Annotated in this window: 13 protein-coding genes; 3 read left to right on the top strand and 10 right to left on the bottom strand. The window is 62.4% G+C overall.

The features are described from left to right. Window positions 1-100 precede the first annotated feature (100 nt). Complete coding sequence (locus ACX3YD_RS00715; protein ID WP_103402833.1) at window positions 101-613, bottom strand: dihydrofolate reductase; 513 nt, start codon at window positions 611-613, stop codon at window positions 101-103. A gap of 101 nt (window positions 614-714) precedes the next feature. On the opposite strand from ACX3YD_RS00715, the gene ACX3YD_RS00710 reads away from it, so the two are divergent. Further along, window positions 715-2,085, top strand: coding sequence for a DUF2868 domain-containing protein (locus ACX3YD_RS00710; protein ID WP_458959071.1), 1,371 nt, complete (start codon window positions 715-717; stop codon window positions 2,083-2,085). Further along, on the top strand, window positions 2,078-3,442 hold the full coding sequence (locus ACX3YD_RS00705) for a GTPase/DUF3482 domain-containing protein (protein WP_458959070.1): 1,365 nt from the start codon (window positions 2,078-2,080) through the stop codon (window positions 3,440-3,442). Before ACX3YD_RS00710 ends, ACX3YD_RS00705 begins: the two co-directional genes overlap by 8 nt. Window positions 3,443-3,484: 42 nt before the next feature. On the opposite strand, the gene ACX3YD_RS00700 is transcribed toward ACX3YD_RS00705, so the two are convergent. The 7 genes from ACX3YD_RS00700 to ACX3YD_RS00670 form a co-directional block, all read right to left on the bottom strand. After that, window positions 3,485-4,042, bottom strand: a complete 558-nt coding sequence (locus ACX3YD_RS00700) for a phosphonate degradation HD-domain oxygenase (protein ID WP_458959069.1) — start codon at window positions 4,040-4,042, stop codon at window positions 3,485-3,487. After that, complete coding sequence (locus ACX3YD_RS00695) at window positions 4,042-5,175, bottom strand: TIGR03364 family FAD-dependent oxidoreductase (RefSeq protein ID WP_458959068.1); 1,134 nt, start codon at window positions 5,173-5,175, stop codon at window positions 4,042-4,044. The genes ACX3YD_RS00700 and ACX3YD_RS00695 overlap by 1 nt, the downstream gene beginning before the upstream one ends. A 110-nt stretch (window positions 5,176-5,285) precedes the next feature. Beyond that, window positions 5,286-6,311, bottom strand: a complete 1,026-nt coding sequence (locus ACX3YD_RS00690; protein ID WP_458959067.1) for a putative 2-aminoethylphosphonate ABC transporter substrate-binding protein — start codon at window positions 6,309-6,311, stop codon at window positions 5,286-5,288. Between the two features lie 39 nt (window positions 6,312-6,350). Further along, window positions 6,351-8,075: a putative 2-aminoethylphosphonate ABC transporter permease subunit gene (locus ACX3YD_RS00685; protein WP_458959066.1), complete on the bottom strand. Its 1,725-nt coding sequence runs from the start codon at window positions 8,073-8,075 to the stop codon at window positions 6,351-6,353. Further along, entirely contained in the window at window positions 8,075-9,151 is a 1,077-nt protein-coding gene (locus ACX3YD_RS00680) for a putative 2-aminoethylphosphonate ABC transporter ATP-binding protein (protein WP_458959065.1), read from the bottom strand. Before ACX3YD_RS00680 ends, ACX3YD_RS00685 begins: the two co-directional genes overlap by 1 nt. Before the next feature lie 255 nt (window positions 9,152-9,406). Continuing rightward, the gene (locus ACX3YD_RS00675) at window positions 9,407-10,270 is read right to left on the bottom strand and encodes a LysR family transcriptional regulator (RefSeq protein WP_458959064.1); all 864 of its coding nucleotides are present in this window, start codon (window positions 10,268-10,270) and stop codon (window positions 9,407-9,409) included. A gap of 16 nt (window positions 10,271-10,286) precedes the next feature. Then, entirely contained in the window at window positions 10,287-12,614 is a 2,328-nt protein-coding gene (locus ACX3YD_RS00670; RefSeq protein ID WP_458959063.1) for a heavy metal translocating P-type ATPase, read from the bottom strand. An 85-nt stretch (window positions 12,615-12,699) separates the two neighbouring features. Here ACX3YD_RS00670 and cadR point away from each other — a divergent pair, with 85 nt between their 5' ends. Then, window positions 12,700-13,149, top strand: a complete 450-nt coding sequence (gene cadR, locus ACX3YD_RS00665; RefSeq protein ID WP_458959062.1) for a Cd(II)/Pb(II)-responsive transcriptional regulator — start codon at window positions 12,700-12,702, stop codon at window positions 13,147-13,149. Window positions 13,150-13,282: 133 nt separating this feature from the next. On the opposite strand, the gene ACX3YD_RS00660 is transcribed toward cadR, so the two are convergent. Beyond that, the gene (locus ACX3YD_RS00660; RefSeq protein ID WP_458959061.1) at window positions 13,283-14,254 is read right to left on the bottom strand and encodes a thymidylate synthase; all 972 of its coding nucleotides are present in this window, start codon (window positions 14,252-14,254) and stop codon (window positions 13,283-13,285) included. 62 nt (window positions 14,255-14,316) lie between these two features. Then, window positions 14,317-15,132, bottom strand: a complete 816-nt coding sequence (gene lgt, locus ACX3YD_RS00655; protein ID WP_458959060.1) for a prolipoprotein diacylglyceryl transferase — start codon at window positions 15,130-15,132, stop codon at window positions 14,317-14,319. Between the last annotated feature and the right edge of the window lie 45 nt (window positions 15,133-15,177).

The following is a 15,177-nucleotide window of genomic DNA, read 5'->3' as shown; positions in this document are numbered from 1 at the left end:
TCGCCTTCGCTGGCAAGCCAGCTCCCACAGTGTCCAGGGTGAAACACATAGTGTGTGAACACCATGGATCTCTGTGGGAGCTGGCTTGCCAGCGATGCTTTTAGGCTTTTTCCCAGACTTCGAAGCTGTACGCCGGTTTGTCGCCTTCGGCCGGGTTCGGCACATTGGACACCAGCTTCCACTGGTTCAAATCAAACGCCGGAAACCACGCGTCTCCCTCCGGGCTCAACGCCACACGCGTCAGGTACAGGCGATCGGCCTGCGCCAACCCTTGCGCATACAACTGCGCGCCGCCAATCAGCATCAGCTCATCGACGCCTTGTGCCTTCGCCCATTCCTCGGCGCGAACCACAGCGGCCTCCAGCGACGGATAGACTTCCGCGCCTTCCAGCACCAGATCGGCCTGACGGCTGACCACGATGTTCAAGCGGCCCGGCAACGGACGACCGAGGGAATCCCAGGTCTTGCGACCCATGATGATCGGCTTGCCGAGGGTAGTGGCCTTGAAGTATTTGAAATCCCCTGGCAAGTGCCAGGGCATGCTGTTGTCGACGCCGATCACACGGTTTTCACCGAGGGCTGCGATCAGGCTGAGGGGGAGTGATTTAGTCATGCCGGCGAGGATACCAGAGGCTCGGCTTCTCGCAACGTAGCCCCCCCGACAAGCGCCACAGCGGTTATGCTCACGACTCAATCTAAGCGACGGGATGCCGCGTGACTGAACTGAATACCCTCTGGCTGACAGAAACCATCCGCCTGCGCGAAGCGCACGCCGGCCCTCTGGAGGATCTGGAAGCCAATCGCCTCGCCCGCAGCGCCGGCGGTGACTTGCCGACACGCATTCAACGCCGCGCCTTGTGGCTGGCCGAGCGCGATGGCCTGAGCGACGCGCTCAAACACTGGCTGCAAGGTGCGCGGCTGGCGCTGCTTGTATTGGCCGTGCTGGCCGTGGTCAGTGGCGCCGGTCTGGCGTTTGCCGCCCTGGGTGACGGCCAGATGCCGGTCAATGTGTTCTGGGCCTTGGGCAGTTTGCTCGGACTGAACCTGATCCTGCTGCTGAGCTGGGCGTTGGGCCTGGTGTTTGCCGGCGAACATGGCGCCAGCCTCGGGCGTTTGTGGCTGTGGCTCAGCGAAAAGCTCGCCCGCGACGCCAAAGCCGCGCAACTGGCACCGGCCCTGATCCTGATGTTGCAACGACACAAACTCAATCGCTGGGCCATCGGCGTCCTGGTCAACAGCTTGTGGTTGCTGGCGATGCTCAGCGCGCTGGTGATTCTGCTGACGCTGTTGGCGACCCGGCGCTATGGCTTCGTCTGGGAGACCACCATTCTCGGCGCCGACACCTTCATCACCGTGACCCAGGCCCTCGGTGCGCTGCCGTCCTTGCTCGGGTTCAGCGTGCCGACCGTGGAAATGATCCGCGCCAGTGGCGATGCCGCATTGAACATCGAAAGCGCCCGCCAGGCCTGGGCCGCCTGGCTGGTGGGCGTGCTGCTGGTCTACGGCGTTGTGCCGCGCCTGCTGCTCGCCGGGTTTTGTCTGTGGCGCTGGAAAACCGGCCAGGCGTCCTTGCACCTGGATTTGAATCTGCCCGGCTATGCGCAGTTGCGCGAACGCTTGATGCCGACCAGCGAACGCCTGGGCATCAGCGATGCCGCGCCCGAGCAACTTCATCGGGTCGAAAGCGGTGTCAGCGACCAGCAAAGCGATGGCGCGCTGTTGGTGGCCATCGAACTGGACGACCAACGTCCGTGGCCGCCGCCACTGCCGAAGAATGTGAGTAACGCCGGCATCCTCGACAGTCGCGAATCGCGGCACAAACTCCTCGAACAACTCGGCCGTTTCCCGCCTGCGCGCCTGGCCATCGCCTGTGATCCACGGCGTTCGCCGGATCGCGGCAGTCTGGCGCTGATCGCCGAACTGGCCCGCAGTGCCAGCGCCACGCGCGTCTGGTTGCTGCAAGCACCGCCCGGTGAGGCGCTGGACGCCGAGCGCCTTGGCGACTGGCACGTCGCGTTGCAACAACTGGAGCTGCCGTTTGCCGATTGCGCACCGCTCAATTGGCTGGAGACGGGTCATGACTAAACCGCTGAAGCTCGCCGTCGTCGGCCACACCAATGTCGGCAAGACCTCATTGCTGCGCACCCTGACCCGTGACGTCGGCTTTGGTGAAGTGTCCCATCGCCCCAGCACCACGCGACACGTCGAAGGCGCGCGCTTGTCGGTCGACGGCGAGCCCTTGCTCGACCTCTACGATACTCCTGGCCTGGAAGACGCCATCGCCCTGCTCGATTACCTCGAACGCCTGGAGCGCCCCGGCGAACGCCTCGACGGCCCGGCCCGGCTGGCTCGCTTCCTCGAGGGCAGCGAAGCACGACAGCGTTTCGAACAGGAAGCCAAGGTGCTGCGGCAATTGCTGGCCTGCGACGCCGGCCTCTATGTGATCGATGCCCGCGAGCCGGTGCTGGCCAAGTACCGCGACGAACTGGAAGTGCTGGCCGGTTGTGGCAAACCGCTGCTGCCAGTGCTGAATTTTGTCAGCAGCGCCAACCACCGCGAACCAGCCTGGCGCGAAGCCCTGGCACGCCTCGGCCTGCATGCGCTGGTGCGTTTCGACAGCGTCGCACCGCCCGAGGATGGCGAACGCCGACTCTATGAAAGCCTCGCGCTGTTTCTCGAACACGCCCGCCCGCAGCTGGAGCGCTTGATTGCCGATCAACAGGCTCAACGCCGGGCACGCCAGCAGAGTGCGGTGCGCTTGATCGCCGAGTTGTTGATCGACTGCGCTGCGTGCCGACGCAGCGTGGCCAGTGATGCCGAACAGGAACAACAAGCCATCGGCGAATTGCGCAAAGCCGTGCGTCAACGGGAACAGCGCTGCGTCGAAGCCTTGCTCAAGCTCTACGCTTTCCGCCCACAGGATGCGGCGGCCAGTGATCTGCCGCTGCTCGATGGTCGCTGGGGCGATGACCTGTTCAACCCCGAAACCCTCAAGCAATTGGGCGTGCGGGTCGGCGGTGGAATCGCAGCCGGCGCCGCCGCTGGAGCTGGGGTCGATTTGCTGGTCGGCGGCCTGACCCTTGGCGCAGCGGCACTGGCCGGGGCCATCGCTGGCGGCGCCCTGCAAACCGCCCGCAGTTACGGCAGCCGGTTGTTGGGCAAGATCAAGGGGCAGCGCGAACTGACTGTCGATGACAGCGTGCTGCGATTATTGGCGCTACGCCAACGGCAGCTGCTGCAAGCGCTGGACGCACGAGGGCATGCGGCGATGGACAGCATTCAAGTGGCCACGCCCCAGGACAAGACCTGGCGCGAGGGCAAACTGCCGGAAGCCTTGAGCAAGGCCCGGGCGTATCCGCAGTGGTCGTCGCTCAATCCCCATGGGAAGTTGAATCAGGCGGAGCGGCAGGAGCAGATCGAAGTCTTGGCAAAAGATTTATAGCGTCTGGTCTGCTCGCGATGGCCGCGACTCGGTGCCAACGGTTTACGCCGCCAACAGCCTCAATGCCTTGTCCTTCAATACCGCCAGATCAATGACCGGCACATGCCTCTCCTTGGCCTGTTCATCCCAGTGGCGCATGCGCAGACTGACCGCGCACAACGGGTCTTTTTCGAACGCCTCAGCCTCGGTCTGCGTCATTACCCCGCCCTGATATTCCAGGGTCCGGCGACTGGCTTCGCTCAAGCGCTCGTAGTACCCCGGCTCCTTGAGCGTCAGATAACGCTTGGCCTGAACGTGATACTCCACCAGGCGCGCCATGCGTTCGCTGAAGCCAGCACTGCGCAAGTAATCGGCGCCCAACCGTTCATGGCTGACCACGCCGAAGCCGCCCATGTTCTGAGCACCTTTCGCGCAGATATGCCCGATATCGTGAAAGAACGCCGCCAGCACCACTTCGTCATCGAAGCCTTCGGCCAGCGCACACTGCGCGGCCTGGGACATGTGCTCGATCTGCGACACCGGCTCGCCGATGTAATCGCTGTCGCCAAAGCGCTCGTACAACCCGAACACTTCAGCGATCACTTGCTCATGACGCGCCATCAGATTTCTCCCAGAACAGTGGCCACGTTGCGCTCGGCCATCGCGGGCCCGACGCTCATGCCGACGCCGGTGTGCATCAACACCACACTCAGACCATCAGCCGGGCGCAGGAACGAAAACGGCCCCGGCCCCCGTGAACCATAGACACCCTGCCAGCGCTCAACCACTTGCACCTTGCAACCCAGTGTCTGCTCAGCCAGGTCGATCATCCAGTCGTCGACCTGCTCGGCATTGAAGGGCGAGGGATCGCGGCCGTAATGATGGGAATCGCCGATGATCAGTTCGCCATAAGGCGTCGGGCTGATCAGCAGGTGAATGCCGTTTTCGTGCAGATGCGGTGCGTCCCGCAGGATCTCCGCCCGCACCGCCGCGGCTTCCGGCAGGTCGGAGAAGGCGCCGTAATGCACGCCACTCAAACCGGTGAGCAAGGCGTGTTGCAGGTTCAGGTTGATTTGCGGTCGGGCGCGGAGCATTTGCAGGCGGCAGATTTGCGGATCGAGTTCGGCGATCTGCTCGGCCAGCAAGGTCTGATAATCGTGGCCGGAACAGACAATGATCTGCTCGGCACTGAAGCTGCCGGCGGTGCTGTACAAGCGCCCCGGCTCGATATCACGCACCAGCGTGGAAAAGTGGAACTCGACGCCCAGGTCGCGGCGCAGGAAATCGATCAGCGCCGGAATCGCCTCGCGCGAATACAGTTGCTGGTCGTCCATGCCGTGCAACGCGGCGCGGTGGTGGCGAAATTGGCCGCCGTACAGATCACGCAATGCAGCACCGCGCAGCAAGTCGACGCGGTAGCCGTGTTCAACGGCGCGGCCCTCGCAGAAGGCTTCAAGCAACTGTTCTTCCGCCTCGGTGCGGGCGAACAGGTACGAGCCATTGCGCTTGAGTTGCAGGCCGGCGAGTTGCGCCCAGTCACCCCAGATGCCGCGACTGGCGCGAGCCAGCTCCAGCATCGGACCCGGCGGTTGGCCGGTGACCAGGGCCTGGCCGAAGTTACGCACCGAAGCACCGACCGGCGTTTCGCTGCGCTCAAAAACGGTGACCTTGAGACCGCGTTTGGCGGCGGCGTAGGCGTGGGACAAACCCAGGATGCCAGCGCCGACGATCAGCATGTCGTTGTGTTGTGTCATGGAGTCTTGTCCTGAACTCAAGACCGCCTTCGCCGGCCAGCTCCTACAAGAACACGCGAACCCTGTAGGAGCTGGCTTGCCAGCGAAGAGGCCCTGTCAGCCGATGAAGATTACTTGGCCACGACTTTCTCGGACTTGCCGTCATAACGCTTGCGCCATTCGGTCAGGATCTCGTCGCGATTTTTCGAAGCCCAGGCGAAGTCGTTCTTGATCAGGCGCTGTTCGTAATCCGCTGGCAGTTCAGTCTGCGGCTTGGCGATGCCCGGTTGTGCGAGGACGGCGAAGTTCTCTTTGTAGAGCTCCATGGCCTCCGGGCTGGCGGAGAAGTCCGCGAGTTTCTTCGCCGCGTCTTCGTGTGGCGTGCCCTTGATCACAGCGGTGGCTTCAATTTCCCAGCCCAGGCCTTCTTTCGGCAGGATGATGTCCAGCGGCGCGCCTTGACGCTTGAGCTGTACGGCCGGGTATTCGAAGGAAATACCGATCGGGAATTCACCGGCGGCCGCCAGTTTGCAAGGCTTGGAGCCGGAGTGAACGTACTGGCCGATGTTCTGGTGCAGGCCATCCATGTAGGCCCAGCCCTGCTTCTCGCCGAAGGTTTGCAACCAGGCGCTGACGTCAAGGAAACCGGTGCCGGACGACGCCGGGTTCGGCATGACGATCTTGCCCTTGTACTCAGGCTTGGTCAGGTCCTGCCAGCTCACTGGTTTGCTCAGGCCCTGCTTCTCGGCTTCGACGGTGTTGAAGCAAATGGTCGCGGCCCAGACGTCCATGCCGACCCAGGCTGGCGGGTTGGCGGCGTCGCGGTAGTTGCCGCCGATCTTGCCCAGGTCCTTTGGCGCGTAGCTTTGCAGCATGCCTTGCTGGTCGAGGATCGCCAGGCTCGAAGCGGCCAGACCCCACACGGCATCGGCCTGTGGGCGAGCTTTTTCGGCGAGCAGTTTGGCGGTGATGATCCCGGTGGAGTCACGCACCCACTTGATTTCGACTTCCGGGTTGGCTTTTTCGAAAGCGGCCTTGTAAGCGGTCAACTGTTCGGCTTCGAGGGCGGTGTACACCGTCAACTCGGTTTTCGCCGCGAAGGCGTTCAGGCTGAAAGCGGTGAGGACAGCAGCGGCCAGGGCCATAGGCTTGAACATGATCTTTTCCTGTTTTTGAGTTGAGGGGGTTGTACGCAATCAGTGACCGGGCGCGGTCTGCCGCCAGGCCTGGGAACGGCGCAGCAAGCCGCGCGAAGCCCAGGCCAGGAGCAGGGACACGCCCGCCGAGGTGAACAGAATCAGGGTCGACATCGCCGCTGCGCCGCCGACGTTGCCGGCGTCGTCCATGTTCAGCACCGCCACCGCCGCGAGGATGGTGTCGGGGCTGTAGAGGAAGATCGCCGCCGAGACGGTGGTCATGGCCGAGACGAACAGGTAGCGCACGATGTCCAGCAGCGCCGGCAGGCAGATCGGCACGGTGACGCGCAAGTAGTGCCGGTACAGCGGCGCCTTGAGCGACAGCGCGGCGGCTTCGAACTCGGCATCGAGTTGGCGCAACGCGGTGGTGGCGGTCATCTGCGCGGTGGTCAAATAGTGAGCAATGGTGCAGACGATCAGCAGCGTCATGGTTCCGTAGAGCACATGCAGCGGGTTGCCGGTGAGGTTGAAGAAGAAGACATACCCCAACCCCAGCACCAGGCCCGGCACCGCCATCGGCACGAAACTGAGCATGCGCAGGGTCAGGTTCAGGCCGCGCTGGCCCTTGGTTTTTTCCATCAGGTACGCGCCGGTGAAGATCAGCAGGCTGCCGATCAACGCGGTGCCCAGGGCCATCTTCAGGCTGTTGCCATAGGCCAGCCAGCCACCGCCGGCGGTTTCGTTGAACTGGTAATGATTGAGCGACAGCGACAGGTTGTATGGCCAGAATTTCACCAGCGACGAGAACACCGCCATGCCGAACACCAGCAACAGCGCAGCGCTGATCAGCAGGACGATGGCCAGGTAGCAACCGTCGCGCCGCTTCGATGGCGCCGGCTTGAACACCTGGGCCCGCCCGCTCATGGCGTCGCCGTGACGACGGCGCAACCAGGCATCGACACCGAAACTGAACAGCGCCGGCAGCAGCAACACCATGCCAATCAGCGCACCGCGTCCGAACTGCTGCTGGCCGACGACGGCCTTGTAGGCTTCCAGCGCCAGCACTTGATAGTCGCCACCGACCACCACGGGCACGCCGAAGTCGGTGATGGTCAGGGTGAACACCAGGCAGAACGCGGCGAACACGGCCTGACGCGTCGCCGGCCAGGTGATGCTGCGAAAGGCTTTTGCCGGGCTCGCGCCCATGCTGGAAGCGGCATCGAACAGCCGCGCATCCGCCAGGGACAAGGCCGACAGCAAAATCATCAGCGCGTGTGGGAAGGTGTAGATCACCTCACCCAGCACGATGCCCCAGAAGCCATAGATGTTGTCCGAGAGCAGGCTACGCAACAGGCCTTGATTGCCGAACAGGTAAACCAGCGCGATCCCCGGCAGCATCGACGGCGCCATCAAGGGCAGCAGGGAAATGGCGCGCCAGATGCCTTTGGCCGGGATCAAGGTGCGTTGCAGGGCGTAGGCAAACAGGTAGGCCAGCGGTACGACAATGGCCGCAACGCTGAGGGAAACTTTCAGGCTATTGCCCAACAACCAGTGGAAATTGTCGCTGGTCACCAACTCCCTGGCAGCGACCCAACCACCGCCCTGCCCGGCTTCAGCACTGAACCCGCGCCAGAAAATCGCCAGCAACGGCATCAACACCGCGACGCCCAGCAACACCAACAGAAGGACTTTGCCGCCGACCACAAACAACCGATCGCCGATCTCGGCACGGGAGGTCTGCCGCACCTGCTTGTGTGGCAGAGGCAGCGCGATATTGGCGCTCATCAGGCGAAGACCTGCAGGCTGCGCGGTGGCAAGGCGACCATGATCTGTTGCGAGCCCAGACGCGGCATGGCTTCCGGCGCCAGTTCGGCCAGCAGCGCGTGCCCCGGCAGCTGATCGAGCTCGAAGCTCATGCGGCAGCGATTACCGAGGAAGGTGATTTCGCGAACCTTGGCCGGGAACAGGTTTTCTTCGTGCACCGGCGGGTTGACGTTGATCGCTTCGGGGCGGCAGAACAGGCGGCCCGATGCGCTTTTGGCGCTGCCGTCGGCCAGGCGCATGTTCATGCCGCCGACCTGGGCGTGACTGTCGCTGCTGCGATGGAATGGCAGCCAGTTACCCTGGCCGACAAACTCCGCCACGAACGGCGTGGCCGGGCGGTTGTAGATTTCCTGTGGCGTGGCGTATTGCTCGACCTTGCCGTTGTTCATCACGGCAATGCGGTCAGCCATCAGCATGGCCTCATCCTGATTGTGGGTGACCATCAGGGTGGTGATGCCGAGGTTGCGTTGCAGTTGGCGCAGCTCCGTGCACAGATGCTCGCGGACTCGAGCATCGAGGGCCGACATCGGCTCATCCAGCAGCAACAGTGAAGGTGCCGGCGCCAGGGCACGAGCCAGGGCAACGCGTTGCTGCTGACCACCGGACAACTGGCCTGGGTACTTTTTCTCACTGCCGCTCAGGCCGACCAGTTCCAGCATCTGACCGACCCGGCGGCGCACTTCATCGCGACCACTGCCGGCGAGGCCGTAGGCAATGTTCGCTTCAACCGTCAGATTGGGAAACAACGCGTAGGACTGAAACAGAATGCCGTAGTCCCGGGCTTGGGGCGCCAGGTGGGAAACGTCGCGATCACCCAGGTACAACTCGCCGCTGTCCTGCTTTTCCAGACCGGCAATGCAGCGCAGCAAGGTGGTTTTGCCACAGCCCGACGGGCCGAGCAAACACACCAGCTCACCGGCCGCCACGTCGAGGGAAACGTTATCCAGCGCAGTGAACGCACCAAAGCGTTTCTGGACACCACGCACTTTCATGGGCGCGCCCGGGTTGGTCAGGGCAGTTGCGATCGAGTGGTTCATGACAGGCCTCATCAAGCAGATGAAGCTCATCCTAGGGATGTAATGCGTCCGTCATGTGGCAGTGAGGCCAAAACGGCTGATAGTGGTATTCAGGGATTTGGGTTGGGCCTTCAAGGCAGGTGGTGTCTGGACTGACGCCTTCGCGGGCAAGCCCGCTCCCACAGGGTTCTCCAGTGAACACAAATCTTATGAACACCAACGACACCTGTGGGAGCTGGCTTACCAGCGAAGAGGCCAGCACAGGCAACACAACTCTCAGGCGGGAGCCATTTCCTGCGCCAGCCCCAGAAATGCCGCCGGCAACCGCGCGCTTTTCCGCTCTTTAAGGCAGTACAAATACTCGGGGATCTGCGGTGCGTTCTCGATGGTCAGCACCCGCAATTGCGGATCATGGGGCACTTCCTGGCGGGCAATGATGCTGATGCCGATGTTGCGCAGCACCGCCTCACGGATCGACTCGCGACTGCCAATCTCCAGCAACGGCCCAAAGGACACGCCCGCGCCAGCCAGCAGCTCTTCGGTCAGTCGACGGGTGGTCGAGCCTGGTTCTCGCATCAGCAAAGTGTGCCCCGCCAGTGCAATGAGCGGTACATGATCGTGCACCGCCAGCGGATGACTTCGATGCACCGCCAACACCAGCGGATCACTGCCAAGCACCCGGCGAATCAACCGCGCATCCTCCAGCAGTTGCGAGGAGGCCGCGACATCGACCCGGTACTCCTCAAGCGCTTCCAGTACTTGTTGCGAGTTGCCGATTTCCACTGACACTTCCACTTGCGGCAAACGCTCACGAAAGGTCTTCACCAGATCGAGGATGTAGTAAGGCGCCGTGGCCGCGATGCGCAGCGTGCCTTGAACCTGGCCGCTGTTGCGCAGGAAAAACTCGATGTCGGCTTCCTGCTGCATCAGCGCCTTGACCATCGGCAACAGCCGCGCGCCCTCGTCGCTGACGCTGAGGCGGCGGCCGCCACGGTAGAACAGTTCTACCGAGTACTGACTCTCGAGGTTGCGAATCTGCGTCGTCACCGTCGGTTGGCTCAGGCCGAGCTTTTTCGCCGCCAGGGTAATGCTGCCCAGGCGGGCCACCATATAAAAAGCCTTAAGCTCGGCACTCAGCACACCCGCCCCTCTCCTTCTACTTGCGCAACAGGCGCAAACCGTTGAACACCACCAACAGGCTCACGCCCATGTCGGCGAACACCGCCATCCACATGGTGGCGAGCCCGGCGAAGGTTACCCCAAGAAAGACCGCTTTGATGACCAATGCCAACGCGATGTTCTGTTTGAGGATGCTCGAGGTTTGCCGTGACAGGCGAATGAAGGCCGGGATTTTGCGCAGATCGTCGTCCATCAGGGCGACATCGGCCGTCTCGATGGCGGTGTCGGTGCCGGCGGCAGCCATGGCGAAGCCGATTTCCGCCCGGGCCAGTGCCGGCGCATCGTTGATTCCGTCGCCGACCATTGCGACGCGATGGCCCTGTGCATAAAGCGCTTCGATGGCTTGCAGTTTGTCGGTCGGCAACAGGTCGCCTTTGGCTTCGTCGATACCGACTTGAGCCGCAATGGCCTGGGCGGTGTGCACGTTGTCGCCCGTGAGCATCAGGGTTTTGATGCCCAGCTCATGCAGTTGCCGGATCGCTTCACGGCTGGAGTCTTTCACTGTGTCGGCCACGGCGAACAGGGCCAGGGGGCCGGACTGGTCGAGTAACAGCACCACGGATTTGCCCTGTTTTTCCAGCGCGAAGAGTTTCTCTTCCAATTCAGGCGAGCAGAGATTCAGCTCTTCCACCAGGCGGTGGTTACCCAGGTAATAGACCTGTCCGCCCACCTCGCCGCGCACCCCACGACCGGCCAAGGCCTCGAAGTTATCCACAGTCAGCGGCGCGAGCTGTTTATCCACAGCCGCGTTGGCGATGGCCAGAGACACCGGGTGATCCGAGCGACCGGCCAGCGCCGCGGCAAGAGCCGGGGCCAACGTTGCGGCAACGGGATCGAGTGACAGGTAATCGGTCTGCACCGGTTTGCCATGGGTGATGGTGCCGGTCTTGTCGAGGGCCAGGTAATCGAGCTTGTGACCACCCTCCAGATAAACGCCACCCTTCACCAGAATGCCTTTGCGCGCCGCCGCCGCGAGGCCGCTGACGATGGTCACCGGGGTTGAGATCACCAGGGCGCACGGGCAGGCCACCACCAGCAACACCAGTGCGCGGTAGATCCAGTCGAACCATAGCGCGCCCATGAACAACGGCGGGATGACCGCCACCGCCAGGGCCAGAATGAACACGGCCGGGGTGTAGATTTTCGAAAACTGGTCAACGAATCGTTGGGTCGGTGCCCGCGCGCCTTGGGCCTGTTCGACGGCGTGGATGATCCGCGCCAGGGTCGAATTGTTCGCGGCGGCCGTCACGGCGTACTCCAGGGAGCCGGCCTGGTTGATGGTGCCAGCGAACACTTTATCGCCGACGGTTTTCTCCACCGGCAGACTTTCGCCGGTGATCGGCGCCTGATCGATGGTCGACGTGCCGGACAGCACCTCGCCGTCCAGGCCGATGCGCTCGCCGGGGCGTACGCGCACCCGTGCACCGAGCTCGATGGTTTTGACGTCCTGTTCGACCCAGGCGCCGTCGGCCTGCTGCACCGTGGCCCGCTCCGGGGTCATCTGCATCAAGCCGCCGATGGCGTTGCGCGCGCGGTCGAGGGACTTGGCTTCGATCAACTCGGCCACGGTGAACAGGAACATCACCATGGCCGCTTCCGGCCACTGCCCGATGAGGATCGCGCCGGTCACCGCGATACTCATCAACGCGTTGATGTTCAGGTTGAGGTTCTTCAGGGCGATCCAGCCCTTTTTATAAGTGCCCAGCCCGCCGCTGAGGATCGACACCAGCGCAATGATCGCTACCACCCAGTTCGGCGCGGCGCCGGTGAAATGAATGACTTCGGCCAGCAATGCGCCCACGCCAGACAGCGCCAAGGGCCACCAGGGCTTTTTCTCGACGGCCGGGGCTGGCGCTTCAACGCCCTGCTCCAGCGGCTCGGCCTGCATGCCGAGGGACTTGATGGCATCGATGATCGGTGCGGTGTTCGGCAGGTCGTGGGTCACGCCCAACACCCGGTTGATCAGGTTGAATTCCAGCTGCTGCACACCCGCCAGCTTGCCGAGCTTGTTCTGGATCAGTGTTTGCTCGGTCGGGCAGTCCATCGCTTCAATGCGGAAACTGCTCAGCCGCGCGCCAGCCGTCGGCGTTTCGCTCAACTTGACCAGCGACGGTGCCGCCACTTTGGCCGAACAGCAGGAATCGCCGTGACCACCATGCTCATGCTTCTGCACAGGCTGCAGCTTGTGGCTGTGATCGTGATCGTGATCGTGATCGTGATCGTGATCGTGATCGTGATCGTGATCGTGATCGTGATCGTGATCGTGATCAGTCTCGGGTTTGTGGGTGTGAAGGGAATCGCTCATTGGGTCGCGTCCATGAAGGTGCCTGTTGCCAAGTAAAGACCCTGTAGCCACTATAGGGTCAAGCACCCATTTGGAGATTGCCGTCATGAAGATCGGAGAACTGGCCAAACTCACCGACTGCGCCGTGGAGACCATCCGCTACTACGAGCGCGAAAACCTGCTGCCGGAGCCGGCCCGCAGCGACGGCAACTACCGCGTCTACACCCAGGCTCACGCCGAGCGCCTGACCTTCATCCGCAATTGCCGCACCCTCGACATGACCCTCGAAGAAATCCGCAGCCTGCTGGCTTTGCGCGACAGCCCGCAGGATCAGTGTGAAAACGTGAATGCGCTGATCGACGAACACATCCACCACGTCAAGGCGCGGATCGACGGGCTGCTCGCGCTACAGGCACAACTGCTCGACCTGCGCCAACGCTGCGGCGAAGGGCCGGATATCGATCAGTGCGGGATTTTGCAGCGGCTGGAAGTGAGTGGCGGGGTGGTGGCGACGGAGCTTGAGCATTCACATGTGGGCCGTAGTCACGGCCACTGAAAACACCGCTGATCCTGTAGGAGCGAGCCTGCTCGCGATAGACGTGAACGATAACGCGTATTGCCTGAAAAAATGCGTCGTCATTGAGTTCATCGCGAGCAGGCTCGCTCCTACAGGGGTACAGCGTACGGCTTCAGACCGCCATCGGCGCCGTCATCGGCGGATGGTGCTCGTAGCCTTCCAGCGAGAAATCGCTCGGCTCGACCAACTCCAGCCACTCCGGCTGGTAGACACCCGTCTTGGCAAACGCCGGCACACGATCACTGATCACCAGTTTCGGCATCGGGAACGGCTCGCGCTTGAGCTGCTCGTTGAGCATGTCCAGGTGGTTTTCGTAGACGTGGGCGTCACCGATGAAATAGGTGAACCAACGCGGCGTGTAGCCGGTCAGGCGACCGATCAGGCTCAGCAGCGCGGCGCCTTCGGTGAGGTTGAACGGCGTGCCCAGGCCCAGATCGTTGGAGCGGATGTAGAGGGTCAAGGAAATCTCTTTGGTCTCGACATTCGGGTGGAACTGGTACAGCAGGTGGCACGGCGGCAGGGCCATTTCATCGAGTTGGGCGACGTTCCAGCCGTGGAACAGGATGCGGCGGCTGCCCGGGTCCTTGATGATGGTGTCGACGCATTGACGAATCTGGTCGATGGCTTTGTACAGCACCACATAGGCCTGGCCGTCTTCTTCGCCTTCGGCGATCTGGCGGTAGCCTTGTTTCAGGGTCTGCTCGATGGCCGCCTGGTTGTTGACCGGGATCTGTTTGTACGCCGGCCACTTGCGCCATTGCACGCCATAGATCTCGCCGAGGTCGTCTTCGCCCTGACGGAACGGGTTGGCCAGCCACTGGGCGTTTTCGTTGGCGTTCTGGTCCCAGACCTTGCAGCCCAGGGCGCGGAATTCTGCCGCGTTGTTCACGCCACGCAGGAAGCCACACATCTCGCCGATGGCGGATTTGAAGGCCATCTTGCGCGTGGTGATCGCCGGGAAACCTTCCTTGAGGTCATAACGCAGCATCGCGCCAGGAAAGCTGATGGTGTTCACGCCCGTGCGGTTGGCCTGTTTGGTGCCGTTCTTGATGACGTGGGCGACCAGTTCGAGATATTGCTTCATGAGTTACCTGTGTCCTTGAACCCGCAGCCGTCGCTGCGGGGTTCGAATTTGTAGCGCAGCACTCAAGACGCCGGAGTGACCGGGGCTGCCGGAGCGCGGTGGTATGCCAACCAGAGCAGGAATAGGCCGCCGATGATCATCGGCACGCAAAGTAATTGACCCATAGTCAGCCAGTCCCAAGCGAGATACTTGAGTTGCTTATCTGGGACTCGGACGAACTCGACGATAAAACGGAAAATCCCGTAGAACAGCGAGAACATTCCGGACACCGCCATGGTCGGCCGTGGCTTACGTGAGAACAACCAAAGAATGACGAATAACGCCACACCTTCGAGAGCGAACTGATACAGCTGTGAAGGATGACGGGGCAATTGGTCGGGATCGCTGAACGGCGGGAAGATCATCGCCCACGGCACGTCGGTCGGCTTGCCCCACAGCTCGGCATTGATGAAGTTGCCGATGCGCCCGGCACCCAGGCCGATCGGCACCATGGGGGCGACGAAGTCCATCAACTGGAAGAACGACTTGTTGTTCTTTTTACCGAACCACAAGGCCGCCAGCATCACCCCGATGAAGCCGCCGTGGAACGACATGCCGCCCTTCCACACCTCGAAAATCAGCGTCGGGTTGGCCAGGTACGCACTCAGATCGTAGAACAGCACGTAACCGAGGCGGCCGCCGACGATCACCCCCATCGACATCCAGAACACCATGTCGGAGAGTTTTTCCTTGGTCCAGGTCGGGTCGAAGCGGTTCAACCGGCGGGACGCCAGCAGCCAGGCACCGCCGATGCCGATCAGGTACATCAGACCGTACCAGTGGATTTTCAGCGGACCGATGGCCAGGGCCACCGGGTCGATCTGCGGGTAAGGCAGCATTGCGACTCCTCGTTAGAGTTCAAATCTCAAAAATTCCCGGGCGAC

The sequence above is a fragment of the Pseudomonas fluorescens group sp. PF-1 genome (assembly GCF_054481335.1).
Note: the sequence above shows the minus strand (reverse complement) of the source record. Positions and strands in the feature narration are given on the sequence as shown.